This is a genomic window from Luteimonas sp. MC1750 (assembly GCF_016615955.1).
Taxonomy (GTDB): Bacteria; Pseudomonadota; Gammaproteobacteria; order Xanthomonadales; family Xanthomonadaceae; genus Luteimonas.
Genome location: NZ_CP067113.1, coordinates 2,055,552 through 2,071,052, shown reverse-complemented (window position 1 = coordinate 2,071,052; position 15,501 = coordinate 2,055,552). Strand labels below are relative to the sequence as shown.

Sequence of the window (15,501 nt, the reverse complement as noted above, 5' to 3'; positions counted from 1 at the left end):
GGGGCAGGATCACGTCAGTCGCCGCCGGCGTGGGCATCGGCGCGGGTGGCGAGCCGGCCGGCCTCCACCAGGGTGGCGAATTCGGCGCGCAGGCCCCAGCGGTCGTCGCCGCGGTTGGCGGCAGCGCTGGCCGCGATCGCATCCCAGTTCCAGCCGCCCAGGTGGTGGCCGCCGCGCAGGGCGTCGGCGAAGGCGGCGACCGTGGCGGCGAAGCGCAGCGACTCGCCGGGCTGCGCGCGGATCGCGTCGCGGCGCAGCGGCACTTCGATCAGCCGGCTGCGGTCGTTGCCGGGCAGCTTGTAGCGCAGGCGCAGGTGCGCGAGTTCCCCGGTGGCCGCGGTGGTCTGCGCGGGCGCGGCGTAGCGCAGCGCGCGCAGGCGCTCGCCGCCCGAGCCCGCCAGCGCGATCTCGTACAGCGCGGTCACCTCGTGCCCGGCGCCGATGTCGCCGGCATCGACCCGGTCGTTGGCGAAGTCCTCCTCGCGCAGCATGCGGTTGCTGTACCCGACCAGCCGGTATTCGGCGACCACGGCCGGATTGAACTCGACCTGCACCTTGACGTCGCGGGCGATGGTCAGGAGCGTCGACGCCATCTCCTCCACCAGCACCTTGCGCGCCTCGAGCAGGGTGTCGACATAGGCGTGGTTGCCGTCGCCGGCATCGGCCAGGCGCTCGGCCATGGCGTCGTTGTAGTTGCCGGTGCCGAAGCCCAGCGTGGTCAGTGCGATGCCCGAGCCGCGCTGGTCGGCGACCATGGCCTCGAGCGCATCGCGGTCGACGGTGCCGACGTTGAAATCGCCGTCGGTCGCCAAGATCACCCGGTTCGCACCGCCTTCGACGAAGCCCTGGCGGGCCATCGCATAGGCCAGCTCGATGCCGGCGCCGCCGTTGGTGCTGCCGCCGGCCTGCAGGCGCCCGAGCGCGGCGAGGATCTCGCCCTTGCGATCGCCCGCGGTGGGCGGCAGGACCAGCCCGGCCGAGCCGGCGTAGGCGACGATCGACACCCTGTCCTGGGCGCGCAACTGGTCGACGAGCGCGCCGAAGGCCTGGCGCAGCAGCGGCAGCTTGTCGGGCGAATGCATCGAGCCGGAGGTGTCGACCAGGAACACCAGGTTGGCCGGCGGCAGCTGCGCCTTGGGCACGTCGTAGCCGCGGATGCCGACCATCAGCAGGTGGCGCGCCGGATCCCAGGGCGCGGGCGCGATCTCGGTGGTCACGGCGAACGGGACCTCGCGGGTGCGCGGCGCCGGGTGGCCGTAGTCGAAGTAGTTGATGAACTCCTCCGCACGGACCGCGTCCGGTGGCGGGCGCACGCCCGCGCGCAGCATGCGGCGGACGTTGCTGTAGCTGCCGGTGTCGACGTCGACGGAGAAGGTGGACACGGGGTGCTCGGACGCGCGGCGGACCGGGTTGTCGTCGAGGTCGGCATATTCCTCGCGATTGGCGGGCGGCGCCGGCGGACGCTGCGGCGGCATGACCGCGTAGGCGGTCGGGGCCGGGGCCTGCGCCATGCGCGTGGCCTCCAGCCGCCGTCGCGCACCGGTCGTTTCGATGCGGTCGAGCATCGCCTCCTGTGCCACCGGGGCGGGCCGGGCAGGTGGCGCGGCGGGCGTCGACTTCGGGACGGGCGCGGGCGCGGCGGGCGCGCCGTCGGCGGAGGACTGTGACGTCTGGCAGGCGGCGAGCAGCAGGCTCGCGGCGAGCGCGGCAGCGAAGGGAAAGCGGTTCATGGCGGACTCCGTCGGTGGACGCAGGAGGCCAACGCGCGAGGCGCCCGGGTGGGGTTGCCCGCCCGGCACGTGCATCCGCTCAGACCGGGTCGCGGATCACCAGCAGGCGCGGCTCGGTCATGTCCTCGATCGCGCAGCGCACGCCTTCGCGCCCGAGGCCGGAGTCGCGCACGCCGCCGTAGGGCATGTTGTCGACGCGGAAGCTCGGCACGTCGCCGACCACCACGCCGCCCACCTCCAGGCGGTCCCAGGCGCGCATCGCGTGCGCGAGGCTGGCGGTGAACACGCCCGCCTGCAGGCCGAAGGCGCTGTCGTTCACCCGCGCCAGCGCCTGGTCGAAGTCGTCGAACGGCTCCAGCATCGCCACCGGGCCGAAGGCCTCCTGGCGGTAGAGGTCGGTGTCGGGCGGGACCTCCTCCAGCAGCGTCGCCGGCAGCATGCTGCCCTTGCGCTCCCCGCCCGCGACCAGCTTCGCGCCGGCCTTGCGCGCGGCGCGGATCCACGATTCGACGCGGATCGCCGCGTCCTCGTCGATCATCGGGCCGATGACGGTCTTTTCGTCGCGCGGGTCGCCCATGCGCAGCTGCTGCACGGCCGCCTTCATGCGGCGCTTGAGCCGGGGGTAGAGCTCCGCATGCACCAGGATGCGCTGCACGCTGATGCAGCTCTGGCCCGACTGGTAGTAGGCCCCGGTGACCAGGCGCTCGACGACGTGGTCGAGGTCGGCACCGGGATCGGCATCGATGATGCAGGCCGCGTTGCCACCGAGTTCCAGCGTCACCTTCTTCTTGCCGGCGCGAGCCTTGAGGTCCCAACCGACCAGGCCGCCGGTGAAGCTCAGGAGCGCGATGCGCTCGTCCTCGACCAGCTGCGCGGCGTCCTCGTTGCTGCAGGGCAGGATCGAGAACGCGCCGCGCGGCAGGTCGGTCTCCGCCAGCACCTCGGCGATGATCAACGCGCCAACGGGGGTCTTGGCGGCGGGCTTGAGCACGAAGGGACAGCCGGCCGCGATCGCGGGGGCCACCTTGTGCGCGACCAGGTTCAGCGGGAAATTGAACGGCGTGATGAAGCTGCAGGCGCCGATCGGCACGCGCTTGACCATGCCGCGGTAGCCGCGGCTGCGCTCGGAGATCTGCAGCTCCAGAACCTCGCCCTCGATGCGCGTGGCTTCGCCGGCGGCGATGCGGAAGGTGTCGATGAGGCGCGCGACTTCGCCGCGCGCGTCGCTGATCGGCTTTCCGGCCTCGATGCACAGCGCCAGCGCGAGCTCGTCGGCGCGCTCGCCGAAGCGCCGCACGCAGTGCTCCAGCACGTCGCGGCGCGCATCCGGCGGGAACGCGGCCATCGCCCGCTTCGCCGCGTGCGCGGCGACCAGGGCCTTGCGCACGGTGGCGGCGTCGGCGAAGGCGACCCGGGTGGCGACCTCGCCGGTGTACTTGTCGAGGACCTCGAGCCCGGTGTTGGCGGCCACGGCACGGTTGGCGAGATAGTAGGGGTAACTCGGCGCCAGGCCGTCGCGCGCGCTGCGGCCCGGGGCCGCGCCGGTCTTCTTCTTCTTCGTCTTCGCCTTCGCCTGCTTACTGCCCGCCATTGCCTGTCCTCCGTTCGGTTTCCGTCTTCCGGCGCTCATTCCACCGCCGCGCTGAGCCGCGGGATCTCCTCGTTGAGGAGCCAGTCGTCATCGGCATAGTCCACCGGCACCTCGATCAGGTCGACGCCCGGGGTCGCCAGCGCCTCGCGCAGCAGCGGCAGCAGCCCGGCGGCCGACGCAGGCCGGTGCCCGCGCGCGCCATAGCTCTCCGCGTACTTCACGAAATCCGGATTGCCGAGGTCCATGCCGTAGTCCGGGAAGTCCTCGTGCGCCTGCTTCCACTTGATCATGCCGTAGGCATCGTCGCGCAGTACCAGCACCACCAGGTCCAGCTGCAGGCGCACCGCGGTCTCCAGCTCCTGCGAGTTCATCATGAAGCCGCCGTCGCCGCAGACCGCGACCACCTTGCGATCGGGATGGACGATGCGCGCGGCGATCGCCGAAGGCAGCCCGGCGCCCATGGTCGCCAGCGCATTGTCGAGGAGCAGCGTGTTCGGCCGCCGGCAGCGGTGGTTGCGCGCGAACCAGAGCTTGTACAGGCCGTTGTCCAGGCAGGTGATGTCGTCCGGGCCCAGGGCTTCGGCCAGGTCGGCGACGATGCGCTGGCTGGCCATGGGGAAGCGATCGTCGCGGCTGCGTTCGCCCAGCTGGCTGCACAGCGCGGTGCGCACGCGGTCGAAGAAGGCGAAGTCCCAGTGCGCCTGCGGTTCGAGTGACTCGCCCAGGCGCCGCACGGCATCGGCGATGTCGCCCACCACCTCGAGCTGCGGGAAATAGACCGCATCGACCTCGGCGCCGTCGTAGTTGACGTGGATCACCGTGCGCCGGCCCTCGCGCATGAAGAACGGCGGCTTCTCGATGACGTCGTGGCCAATGTTGACGATGCAGTCGGCGGCGTCGATCGCGCGGTGCACGTAGTCGTGGTCGGACAGCGCGGCGGTGCCGATCCACAGCGGGTCGGTCTCGTCGAGCACGCCCTTGCCCATCTGGGTGCTGAAGAACGGGATGCCGAGCCGGTCGACGAAGCCGCGCAGGGCGCGCGCGGTGGTCTTGCGGTTGGCGCCGGCGCCGATCATCAGCAGCGGGTGGCGTGCGTCGCGGATCGCCGCCGCGGCGCGCGCGATCGCCTTGTGCTCGGCGACCGGCCGGCGCGAGTACGACCTGGCGATCGGCACCGCGTCCGTCGGGTCGCCGGCGATGTCCTGCGGCAGCTCCAGGTGGGTGGCACCCGGGCGCTCGTCCTCGGCGCGCCGGAAGGCTTCGCGCACGCGTGCCGGGATGCTGTCGGCGGAGACCAGCTGGCGCGTGTACTTGGTCAGCGGGCGGAGCGTGCCGATCGTGTCGATGATCTGGAAGTGGCCCTGGCGGCTGCTGCGGATCGGCTTCTGGCCGGTGATCATCAGCATCGGCATGGCCCCGAGCTGCGCGTACGCGGCCGCGGTGACCAGGTTGGTGGCGCCCGGGCCCAGCGTGCTCAGGCAAACGCCCGCGCGACCGGTGAGGCGGCCGCAGGTCGCGGCCATGAAGCCGGCGGCCTGCTCGTGGCGGGTCAGGACCAGGCGGATGCGCGAGGTGCGCAGCGACTCGATCAGATCGAGGTTCTCTTCCCCCGGGATCCCGAAGATGGTCTCGACGCCTTCGGCTTCGAGCGCGGCGACGAGCAGGTCGGAGGCCTTGGCCATGGGCTGCGGGTTCCTCGGGCGGCGGCAGGAACCGGCAGTATGGGGATCGCGGCGTTAGCGTCGGGCGAGCATGCAGGTGCGATGCCGGGACCGGGCGCCGGCCGCGCCGGCGAAGCGGCGCGATCAGTCGTCGCGGCGTTCGACGCCTTCCACGCGCACGCGCAGCTCGCCATCGCCGACGCGCGCGGACAGCGGATCGCCCGGCGCAGCGTCGCCGACGCCGCGGACCACGCGGCCATCGTCGTGGCGGAGGATCGCGTAGCCGCGCGCCACCGTGGCCAGCGGACTCACCGCATCGAGCGAGCGGGCCAGGCCTCGCAGGCGCAACGCATCGGCCTGCAGCCGGCGTGCGACCGCGGCCTGCGGACGCGGTGCGAGCCGTGCCAGGCGTTCGCGCAGCGCGGCAAGCCGGCGCTCCGGACGCGTCGCGCGCAGCACCGCCCCGGCGTGGCGCAGGCGTGCGCGCAGGGCGGCGTCGCGCGCCTGCCAAGCCGCGTGCAGCCGGCGTAGCGCCTGCTGCTGGCGCTCGTCCAGCGCGCGCAGGCGCGCCTGCGGTGCGACCACCTGCAGCCGCAGCGAGGCGTGGTCGGCGCGCTGCATCCGGTCGCTCATGCGCTGCAGCTGCAGCACGCCCATCCGCTGCTGCAGGCCGCGCAGGCGGGTGGCGACGTCGACCGCGTTGGGCACCAGCAGCTCCGCGGCGACCGACGGCGTGGGTGCGCGCAGGTCGGCGGCGAAGTCGGCGAGGGTGAAGTCGGTCTCATGCCCGATCGCCGAGACCACCGGCACCGGCGAGGCGGCAATCGCGCGCGCCAGGGCTTCGTCGTTGAAGGCCCAGAGATCCTCCAGCGACCCGCCGCCGCGCGCCAGCACCAGCACGTCGTAGCGGCCGCTGCCGGCGGCGCGGTCGAGCATGCCGCGGATCTGCGCCGCGGCCGCGTCGCCCTGCACGGGCACCGGCAGCACGTCGACCTCGAGCAGCGGGAAGCGCCGTGCGAGCACGCTGAGCACGTCGCGCACCGCGGCGCCGGAGGGCGAGGTGATGAGGCCGACGCGTCGGGCATAGGCCGGGAGCCGGCGCTTGCGTGCCTCGTCGAACAGGCCCTCGGTCTGCAGCTTCGCCTTGAGTTCGTCGAACGCCCGGCGCAGCGCGCCTTCACCGGCCTCCTCCATGGAGTCGAGGATCAGCTGGTAGTCGCCCCGCGCCTCGTACAGCGTCAGGCGGCCGCGGGCGAGCACGCGCAGGCCGTCCCGCGGCTGGAAGCGCAGCCACTGGCTCTTGGGCCGGAACAGCGCGCAGCGCACCTGGGCGCGGGCGTCCTTGAGGGTGAAATAGAGGTGGCCGGACGCCGGGCGCGACAGGTTGCCGATTTCGCCTTCGACCGCGACCACGGAGAAGGCGTCCTCCAGCAGGCTGCGGGCCAGCGCGTTGAGCTGGCTGGGGTTGAGGACGTTTTCGCCGGAGGAGGGGAGCATGGCGGCAGGATACCGGCAGCCCCGGCTGGCGGCGTGGCCGGCACGCGGGTCCGCGGGCGGGGCGGCCGCCTGGCCGCGGCCGGCACCACTCAGTCGGCGCGCGTGCCCGGCTGCCAGCCGATCTCTAGGGTTTCGCCGCGTGCCATGCGGTGCAGGTGGTTGGCGACCACGTCCTGGTACCGGCGCAGGCGAGCCTCGTCCGGGGCTTCGATCCGGGCCTCGAGGGCGCTGGCGCCGGCGGAGAGGCGGGCGACGGTGTGCGCGTCGAAGGCGATCCGCGCCTGCGTGGCGTCGAACTCGACCTCGAGCTTGTGCGCCCAGTGGGTGCACAGACGCTTGATCAGGCGGCTGGCGTCGGTGGTGGCGATGGTCGCGGAGGCGGTGGATACGGGCATGGGGGAAACCTTGTCCTGCAGTCCCTGATGAACTGGGGGGAAGGCGGCGCGGTAACAAGCACCCCGGCGGGGACTAAAATGGAACGATGAACGCCATTCCGCAGACCCGCCCGACGCACGCCGCGCACACGCTCGAAGAATGGGCCTTCGGCCCGGCACCCCGGCGCGCCACCCGCCAGGTGCGGGTGGGCGGCATCGCCGTCGGCGGCCAGGCGCCGGTGGTCGTACAGTCGATGACCAACACCGACACCGCGGACGTCGAGGGCACGGTCAAGCAGGTCGCCGCGCTCTGGCGCGCGGGCTCCGAGCTGGTGCGGGTGACGGTCAACAACGCCGAATCCGCGGCGGCGGTCCCGCGCATCGTCGAGCGGCTGGCGATGATGGGCGTCGAGGTGCCGATCATCGGCGACTTCCACTACAACGGCCACCAGCTGCTGGCGGCCGAGCCTGCATGCGCCGAGGCGCTGGCGAAGTACCGCATCAACCCGGGCAACGTCGGTTTCGGCCGGAAGAAGGACCTGCAGTTCGCGCAGCTGATCGAGTTCGCGATGCGCTACGACAAGCCGGTGCGCATCGGTGCCAACTGGGGCTCGCTCGACCAGGCCTTGGCCGCCGCGCTGATGGACGAGAACGCCGCGCTCGCCGAGCCCCGGGACGCCGGCCGCGTGCTGCGCGAGGCGCTGATCCGCTCGGCGGTCGACTCCGCCGAACGCGCGGTCGAGCTCGGACTCGCCCGCGAGCGGATCATCCTGTCGGCCAAGGTCAGCGGCGTGCAGGAGCTGATCGCGGTCTATCGCGACCTGGCGGCGCGCAGCGACTTCGCGCTGCACCTGGGCCTGACCGAAGCCGGCATCGGCAGCAAGGGCATCGTCGCCTCCAGCGCTGCGCTGGCGGTGCTGATGCAGGAAGGCATCGGCGACACCATCCGCATCTCGCTCACGCCCGAGCCGGGCGCGCCGCGCACCCAAGAGGTGGTGGTGGCGCAGGAGCTGCTGCAGACCATGGGCCTGCGCGCGTTCACGCCGATGGTCACCGCCTGCCCGGGCTGCGGCCGCACCACCAGCGAGTTCTTCCAGGAGCTGGCCAAGGTGGTGCAGGAGCACGTGCGCGCGAAGATGCCGGAATGGAAGATCACCCGTCCTGGCGCCGAGCACATGACGCTGGCGGTGATGGGCTGCGTGGTCAACGGCCCGGGCGAGTCGCGCCACGCCGACATCGGCATCTCGCTGCCGGGCACGGGCGAGGCGCCCACCGCGCCGGTGTTCATCGACGGCGAGAAGGCGATGACGCTGCGCGGCGGAAACATCGCACAGGAGTTCGTGGCCCTGGTCGACGCCTACGTCGACCGCCGCTACGGCGCCGCCGTGCGTGCCGACTGAGGATCCTTCGGCGCCGCGCGGCCCGGGCGACGGGCGCGTCGTCGTGCCCGATGCGCCGCCGACGGTGGCCGGCGGCGCGTGGTGGCTCGCGGGCGGAGTGCTGCTTCCGCTGGCGGTGTTCGCGCTGCTGGCGGCGTCGGTCGGCGCCGGCCCGCTGGCCTTCGACCTGCCGCTGCTGGGCATCGCGCAGGGCAGCGGCGGCGGGCGGCTGGATGCGGCCTGGGCCCTGGTCTCGCGCCTGGGCTACGAATGGGGCGTCGTGCCCTTCGACCTCGCCCTGGTGGCCGCCTTGCTGCTGTTGCGGCGCTGGCGCGCGGCGCTGTTCGCGGCGATCGCGCTGGGCGGCTCGGGACTGCTGAACGTCGGGGCCAAGCTGGCCTTCGGCCGGGTCCGGCCGGAGCTGTGGGAGTCGATCGCGCCGGAACAGAACTTCAGCTTTCCCAGCGGCCACGCCATGGGCTCGATGACCCTGGCCTGCGTGCTGGCCCTGCTGCTGTGGCGCACGCGCTGGCGCAGGCCCGCCATCGTGGGCCTGGGCCTGTTCGTGGCCGCGGTCGGCTGGTCGCGCATCCACCTGGGCGTGCACTACCCCTCGGACATCCTCGCCGGCTGGGCGCTCGGCCTCGCGTGGACGGTGGCCTGGTGGATCGCCTTTTCACGTGGGGCCCGCGCCGCCTGAGCGGCATCCGGTCGCGGCCGGGAATGGCCAGGCCCGGGACTTGTCGTGCGCGTCCTTTCGGGGGATGCTCCGGAGCGCAGCGGCGAACCGCCCTGCGCGTCCGATGCAGGGGCTGGCAACACCGTCGCAGGATGGGTTGCCCGGGGGCCGGGCGCAGGTCATCCATACCGGGGGAGAGTTTCGTGATCATGAAATCCAGCTTGGCGATGGCGGTGGCCACCGCCGTCGTGGTGACGGCCGCGGGCGCCGCCGCCGTGGGAGTGAAGTCGAGGATGGCGGCACCGACACTGGCGCAGCCCGCGCCGGTGCCGGCCGCGATCGCCATGCCGCGCGCGCCGAAGGAGGCGCTCGAGCCGCATATCGTCCTGTTCGCCGAGCCGGCCCTGGCCTCGTACCGCGGCGGCGTGCGCGGGATCGATGCACCGGCGCGCCGCGCCGGCGGGCGCCTCGACGTGGGCAGCCGCCAGGCGGGCGCCTACGTCGACTACCTGCGCAGCCGCCAGGCCGCGCGCGAGTCCGACATCACCCGCAGCCTGGGCCGCGGCCTCGATGTCTCGCACCGCATGCAGCACGCGGTCAACGGCATCGTGGTCGCGCTGACGCCGTCCGAAGCCGCCAGGATCGCGCGCATGCGCGACGTGCGCCTGGTCGAGGGCTACCGCGAGTACACGCTCGACACCGACACCGGCCCGCGCCACATCGGCGCGGCCGCGGTCTGGTCGGGTGCCGCCGCGGGCAGCGCGCTCCAGGGCGAAGGCATGGTGGCCGCGATCCTCGATTCCGGCATCAACTTCGGCAGCCCCTCGTTCGCCGCGCTGGATCCCACCGACGGCTACGCCCACGTCAATCCGCTCGGCGCCGGCAACTACCTCGGCACCTGTGCCCCCGGGGGCGTCGACGAGGGCCGCTGCAACGACAAGCTGATCGGCGGCTACGACTTCGTCTGCGAAGCGCCGGGCGACACCTGCAGCAACCCCGGCTTCCGCGAGGAGCCCGGCTTCGGCGACACCAGCTCGCACGGTACGCACGTCGCCTCCACGGTCGCCGGCAACCGCCGCACCGTGGGCATCAGCGGCGCGCAGGCCGACATCTCCGGCGTGGCCCCGCGCGCAAGCCTGATCGCGCTCGACATCTGCTACACCAACATCGCCACCGGCCAGGGCCTGTGCCCCAACGTGTCGGCCGTGGCGGCCGTGGACCAGGTGATCAAGGACGGCGTGGCCGACGTCATCAACTACTCGATCGGCGGCGGCGCGCAGCCGTGGAGCGAGGCGGTCTCGCTGGCCTTCCTCGACGTCGTCGCGTCCGGCGTGTTCGTCGCCAGCTCGGCCGGCAACAGCGGCCCGGCGGCCAATACGCTCGGCCACCTCGAGCCCTGGGTGTCGGCCACGGCGGCGGCGCAGCACGGCCGCGAGGGCTATTCCTTCCTGATGCAGGTCACCGGTCCGGGCACCGTGCCGGAGCCGCTGACGGCCATCGAACTGACCACGGGCTCGAACGGCGTCGGCCACACGGCGGCGTATCCGGCCACCACGCCGCTGCGCGTCAGCCCGAACATCGACGCCATCGATGACGGCTGCGCGGGCTATCCGGCCGGCAGCTTCGCCGGCGCGATCGCGGTCGTGCGCCGCGGCAGCTGCAGCTTCACGATCAAGGTCAACGCCGCGGGCGCCGCGGGTGCGGTGGCGGTGGTGATCGCCAACAACGTGCCCGAACCGGTCCTGCCGTCCGTACCGGACACCACCGTCCCGGCCTTCGGCGTCGACCAGGCCACCGGCAACGCCCTGCGCAACTTCCACCAGGCCAACCCGGCGGCCACCGCGGCGATCGGCTTCCCCGCGGCCCCGGTTCCGAACACGCCGGATGCGCTGGCGTCGTTCAGCTCGCGCGGGCCGGCAGGCACCTTCAGCCTGATCAAGCCCGACGTCACCGCGCCCGGCTACGCGATCCTCGCCGCCGTCGCCGGCACCACCATCACCGGCTTCGAGAACGCGGTCGGCCTGATGAACGGCACCTCGATGGCGTCGCCGCACCAGGCCGGTGCCGCGCTGCTGGTGCGCCAGGCGCGTCCGGACTGGAGCGTGTCCGAGGTCAAGTCGGCGCTTGCCATGACCGCGACCAGCGAGGTCTTCCTCGAGGACGAGGTGACCCGGGCGGGTCCGTTCGCGCGGGGCTCCGGCCGGATCCGCGTCGACCAGGCCCTGCGTGCGGGCCTCGTGCTCGACGAGTCGGCCGAGAACTACCTGGCGGCCAACCCGGCGACCGGTGGTGATCCCTCGGCGCTGAACCTGCCGAGCCTGGCCAACCGCAACTGCGAGACCAGCTGCACCTTCAGCCGCACCGTCCGCAACGTCGACGGCCGCGTCCAGACCTGGTCGGCGAGCCTGAGCGGACTGCGCGGCAAGGTGACGCCGATCGTGGTGCGCATCCCGGCCAACGGCACCGCGACCTTCCAGGTGACCATCGACAGCAGCAGCCTGTCCAACAACGGCAGCTGGAACTTCGGCAACCTGCGGCTCAAGGCCACCAGCCTGCGCGGCGGCAAGCCGGACCCGGTGCTGAACCTGCCGATCGGCGTCGCGGTCCAGCCGCCGGTGGTCAACCTGCCTGCGGTGACCTCGGCCACCGTCGCGGCGGGCGGCCAGGGCTCGGTGACGATCCCGCTGGGCAACACCGGTGGTTCGGTGCTCGCCTGGTCGGTCGACAACACCGGCGATGCGATCAGCCGGATCGTCGAGCGCTGGCGCGGTGCGGTCGGCAGCGGCTTCCGCGCGACCCGCTACACGGATCCGGCCTCGGCCGGCGGCCTGCTGGCCCAGTTCTCCGGCGATGACTTCGTGGTCGATTCCGCCACGCGCATCACCGGGCTCTCGGCCGAGGGCTTCGTGGTCAGCGGCGCGGCGCTTGCGGCCGCGGCGCAGTCGCTGCAGTGGAGCATCTACCCCGATGCGGCCGGCGTTCCGGCCGGCAATCCGCAGACCAATCCCGCGGCAGCGGTCTGGACCTACTCCAGCGCACCGACCGGGGCCGGCGTCTCCCTGCAGGGCGGCCGCATCAGCCTCGACCTGGCCGCTGCAGGCCAGGCCGTCAACCTGGCACCCGGCCGCTACTGGGTGGTGATCAACACCACGGGCTCCTTCGCCAACCGCTGGGCGTGGTTCGGAAGCGCGGACGGCGCGGGTGGTTTCGCCGGCATCAACATCGCCGCAAACGGAACCGGCTCCTGGATCGCCAACACGGCGTTCAACGGCCTCGACCTGCAGGTGGACGCCGAGGTGCCGTGCGGCGCCAGCTGGCTCGGTGCGATCGCGCCGGCCGCGGGCTCGCTGCAGCCGGGCGACAGCCGGCCGCTGGTGGCCCAGCTGCTGGCCAACGGCCTGGCCGCCGGCAGCTACACCGGCTATGCCTGCGTCGCGAGCAACGATCCGGTGTCGCCGCTGAAGGCCTCGCGCGTGGCGCTCACCGTCACGCCGTGATCCCCGGATCCGTGCCCTGACGGGCAGGGCGTGACAGGCGAAGGGCCCGGGAAACCGGGCCCTTCGTCATTCCGCGGGCTTGGCGCCCTCGGCCGGGGCGGTGGTCGCCTCGCGGCGCGCCAGCTGCACCTCGCGGTGCGCGATGTAGGCGTTGGCGACCAGGATGATGGCGGCACCGAGCAGGGTCCAGCGCGTGGGCGCTTCGCCGAACAGCAGCCACGCCGCCAGCGCCACCAGGGGCAGCTGGATGAAGCTGATCGGCTGCAGGGCCGAGACCTCGCCGATCTTCAGGGCGCGGGTCCACAGCAGCTGTCCGCCGGTGCCGAAGGCGCCGAGCAGGAGCAGCCACAGCCACTGGATGCCCTGCGGCCACTGCCAGGCGAACAGCGCCGGCACCAGCGACATCGGGACCCAGAAGACATAGGTGTAGAAGACGATCGTGTCGGCCGCATCCACGCGCGAGAGCTGCTTGATCTGGATCGCCACCAGCGCCGAGAGCAGGGCGCCCGACAGCGCCACCAGGCTGCCGAGGCTGAATTCCGCGCTGCCCGGGCGCACGATCACCAGCACGCCGACCAGGCCGATCACCACCGCCGACCAGCGGCGCAGGCGCACGGTCTCGCCGAGGATGAACACCGCGGCCACGGTGGCGAACAGCGGCGTGGCATACGACAGCGCCACCGCCTGCGCCATCGGCAGGTGGCCGAGCGCCCAGAAGCCGCACAGCATCGAGCCCACGCCGACCGCGCAGCGCACGAGGTAGCGCGGCAGCTGGGTGGTGCGCGGCAGCTGCCAGCGCCCGCGGAACAGGAACGGCAGCAGGAACAGCAGGCCGAACAGGTTGCGGAAGAACGCCACCTCGTAGGTCGACAGGGCCTCGGAGGCCAGGCGGATGGTGACCGCCATCGCGGCGAAGAAGCTGGTGCTGCCGAGCATCAGCAGGGCGGCGCGCGCCTGCGGGGTCGAGGCGGCCCCGCTCACCAGGTGGCACCGACGATCCGCGGCTCCGGCTCCAGGGCCACGCCGAAGCGCGCCTGCACCGAATCCGCGATCCGCCGCGCCAGCGCCAGCAGGTCCTCGCCGGTCGCCCGGCCGTGGTTCACCAGCACCAGGGCATGCCCCGGCGCCACGCCGGCATCGCCATCGCGATGGCCCTTCCAGCCGGCTGCGTCGATCAGCCAGGCCGCCGAGAGCTTGGCCAGGCCCGGTCCCGCCGCGAAGCACGGGAGGTCGGGGTACGTGGACGCCAGGGCATCGGCCTGCGCCTGCGCCACGATCGGATTCTTGAAGAAGCTGCCCGCATTGCCGAGCACGGCCGGGTCGGGCAGCTTCCGCCGGCGGATCCGGCAGACGGCGTCGGCGACCTGGGCCGGCGTCGGGATGTCGATGCCCATGTCGGCGAGCTCGCGGCCGATGCCGGCGTAGCCCAGCTCCAGCCGCGGCGTGCGCGCCAGCGCGAACTCGACCGCGGTCACCACCCAGCGCGACGGTTCCCGCTTGAAGCGGCTGTCACGGTAGGCGAAGCCGCAGTCGCCCGCGGCCAGCCGCACCAGGGCGCCCGCTTCGCGGTCCCAGGCCTCGACCGCGTGGATCCGACGATCGAGCTCCACCCCGTACGCGCCGATGTTCTGGATCGGCGCCGCGCCCACCGTGCCCGGGATGAGCGCCAGGTTCTCCAGGCCCGACAGGCCCAACGACAGCGTCCGCAGCACGAAGTCGTGCCAGGCATGACCCGCTTCGGCCCGCACCAGCACGCGCTCGCCGTCGTCTTCGAGGATGCGCGCGGCGGCACCGGTCAGCGCCAGCGCGACACCGTCGAGCGGGCCTGCGAACAGCAGGTTGCTGCCGCCACCGATCGGCAGCAGCGGGCCGCGGTCCATCCGCGGGTCGGCCAGGGCGGCGGGCAGGGCGGAGGCGTCGGCGACTTCGACCAGCCACGCGGCGCGCGCCGGAACCCGGAAGCTGGTGCGGCCGCCGAGGTCGGCGTCGCGCGTCCAGCGCAGCGCGGGCACGGCGTCGAGGGCGGCGGTGTTCACAGGTTGGGCAGGTTGCCGCGGCTGGGGGCTTCCTTGCGGCGACGGATCGCCTCGACGCATTCGCCGATCAGGGCCGGGCCGCGGTACACCAGGCCGGTGTAGAGCTGGACGAGCGAGGCGCCGGCCGCCGTCTTCTTGGCGGCGTCGGCACCCGACAGGATGCCGCCCACGCCGACCAGCGGGATCGTCTCCGGCAGCCGCGTGCGCAGCATCCGCAGCACCGCGGTCGACTTGTTCATCAGCGGCTCGCCCGACAGCCCACCGGTTTCGTGCGCATGCCGGTGGCCCTGCACGGCGATGCGCGACACCGTGGTGTTGGTGGCGATCACCCCGTCCACGCCGAGGTCGCCGAGCACCCGTGCCGCGGCGTCGATGTCCTCGTCGCTGAGGTCGGGCGCGACCTTGACCAGCACCGGCACGCGACGGCGGTGGCGCGCGGCCAGGCGCTCCTGGCCTTCGCGCAGCTCGCCGACCAGCCGGCGCAGCGCCTGCTCTTCCTGCAGTTCGCGCAGGCCGGCGGTGTTGGGCGAGGAGATGTTGACGGTGACGTAGTCGGCCAGCGCGTAGACGCGCTCCAGGCAGTGCAGGTAGTCGGTGTGCGCGGACGCGTTGGGCGTGTCCTTGTTCTTGCCGATGTTGATGCCGAGCACGCCGTCGCCACGACGCCTGGCATGCGACACGTTGCGCACCAGGGCATCCACGCCGCCGTTGTTGAAGCCCAGGCGGTTGATCACCGCACGGTGCCCCGGCAGGCGGAACATGCGCGGCTTCTGGTTGCCCGGCTGCGCGCGTGGCGTGACCGTGCCGACCTCGACGAAGCCGAAGCCCAGCGCGAGCAGGGCGTCGATGTGGTCTCCATTCTTGTCCAGCCCCGCGGCCAGGCCGACGGGGTTGGGGAAGGTCAGGCCAAAGGCCTTGGTCGGGAACGGGCGCGGCGGTGCCGCCACGAGGCGCTGCAGGCCGGTCCGGTGCAGGGCCTCGAGCGAGGACAGCCCCAAGCCATGCGCGCGCTCCGCATCGAGGGCGAACAGGAAGGGGCGCGCCAACCCGTACATGG

At 72.9% G+C, this 15,501-nt stretch carries 11 protein-coding genes; 3 read left to right on the top strand and 8 right to left on the bottom strand.

Annotation, left to right across the window (positions count from 1 at the left end):
* Positions 1-14: 14 nt before the first annotated feature.
* The 5 genes from JGR68_RS09635 to JGR68_RS09615 form a co-directional block, all read right to left on the bottom strand.
* On the bottom strand, positions 15-1,730 hold the full coding sequence (locus tag JGR68_RS09635) for a VWA domain-containing protein (RefSeq protein ID WP_199359964.1): 1,716 nt from the start codon (positions 1,728-1,730) through the stop codon (positions 15-17).
* Between the two features lie 79 nt (positions 1,731-1,809).
* Positions 1,810-3,321: an aldehyde dehydrogenase family protein gene (locus tag JGR68_RS09630; protein ID WP_199359965.1), complete on the bottom strand. Its 1,512-nt coding sequence runs from the start codon at positions 3,319-3,321 to the stop codon at positions 1,810-1,812.
* A gap of 35 nt (positions 3,322-3,356) precedes the next feature.
* Complete coding sequence (locus tag JGR68_RS09625; protein WP_199359966.1) at positions 3,357-5,003, bottom strand: acetolactate synthase large subunit; 1,647 nt, start codon at positions 5,001-5,003, stop codon at positions 3,357-3,359.
* Positions 5,004-5,126: 123 nt separating this feature from the next.
* Positions 5,127-6,479, bottom strand: coding sequence for an exodeoxyribonuclease VII large subunit (xseA, locus tag JGR68_RS09620; protein WP_199359967.1), 1,353 nt, complete (start codon positions 6,477-6,479; stop codon positions 5,127-5,129).
* An 89-nt stretch (positions 6,480-6,568) separates the two neighbouring features.
* Entirely contained in the window at positions 6,569-6,874 is a 306-nt protein-coding gene (locus JGR68_RS09615) for a DUF2218 domain-containing protein (protein ID WP_199359968.1), read from the bottom strand.
* An 86-nt stretch (positions 6,875-6,960) separates the two neighbouring features.
* On the opposite strand from JGR68_RS09615, the gene ispG reads away from it, so the two are divergent.
* From ispG to JGR68_RS09600, 3 genes are all read left to right on the top strand, one after another.
* Positions 6,961-8,253 carry a flavodoxin-dependent (E)-4-hydroxy-3-methylbut-2-enyl-diphosphate synthase gene (gene ispG, locus JGR68_RS09610; RefSeq protein WP_199359969.1) on the top strand — a complete coding sequence of 431 codons (1,293 nt, stop codon included), beginning with the start codon at positions 6,961-6,963 and terminating at the stop codon, positions 8,251-8,253.
* Positions 8,243-8,932, top strand: coding sequence for a phosphatase PAP2 family protein (locus tag JGR68_RS09605; RefSeq protein ID WP_234446486.1), 690 nt, complete (start codon positions 8,243-8,245; stop codon positions 8,930-8,932). Before ispG ends, JGR68_RS09605 begins: the two co-directional genes overlap by 11 nt.
* A 188-nt stretch (positions 8,933-9,120) precedes the next feature.
* The gene (locus tag JGR68_RS09600) at positions 9,121-12,408 is read left to right on the top strand and encodes a S8 family serine peptidase (protein WP_199359970.1); all 3,288 of its coding nucleotides are present in this window, start codon (positions 9,121-9,123) and stop codon (positions 12,406-12,408) included.
* Between the two features lie 66 nt (positions 12,409-12,474).
* Here JGR68_RS09600 and JGR68_RS09595 read toward each other — a convergent pair whose 3' ends face one another.
* From JGR68_RS09595 to JGR68_RS09585, 3 genes are read right to left on the bottom strand one after another with little or no spacing between them, the layout of a single operon-like run.
* Complete coding sequence (locus JGR68_RS09595; protein ID WP_199360823.1) at positions 12,475-13,344, bottom strand: DMT family transporter; 870 nt, start codon at positions 13,342-13,344, stop codon at positions 12,475-12,477.
* 41 nt (positions 13,345-13,385) lie between these two features.
* Positions 13,386-14,444, bottom strand: coding sequence for a UDP-N-acetylmuramate dehydrogenase (murB, locus tag JGR68_RS09590; protein ID WP_234446485.1), 1,059 nt, complete (start codon positions 14,442-14,444; stop codon positions 13,386-13,388).
* On the bottom strand, positions 14,441-15,499 hold the full coding sequence (locus JGR68_RS09585) for a quinone-dependent dihydroorotate dehydrogenase (RefSeq protein ID WP_199359972.1): 1,059 nt from the start codon (positions 15,497-15,499) through the stop codon (positions 14,441-14,443). The genes murB and JGR68_RS09585 overlap by 4 nt, the downstream gene beginning before the upstream one ends.
* Between the last annotated feature and the right edge of the window lie 2 nt (positions 15,500-15,501).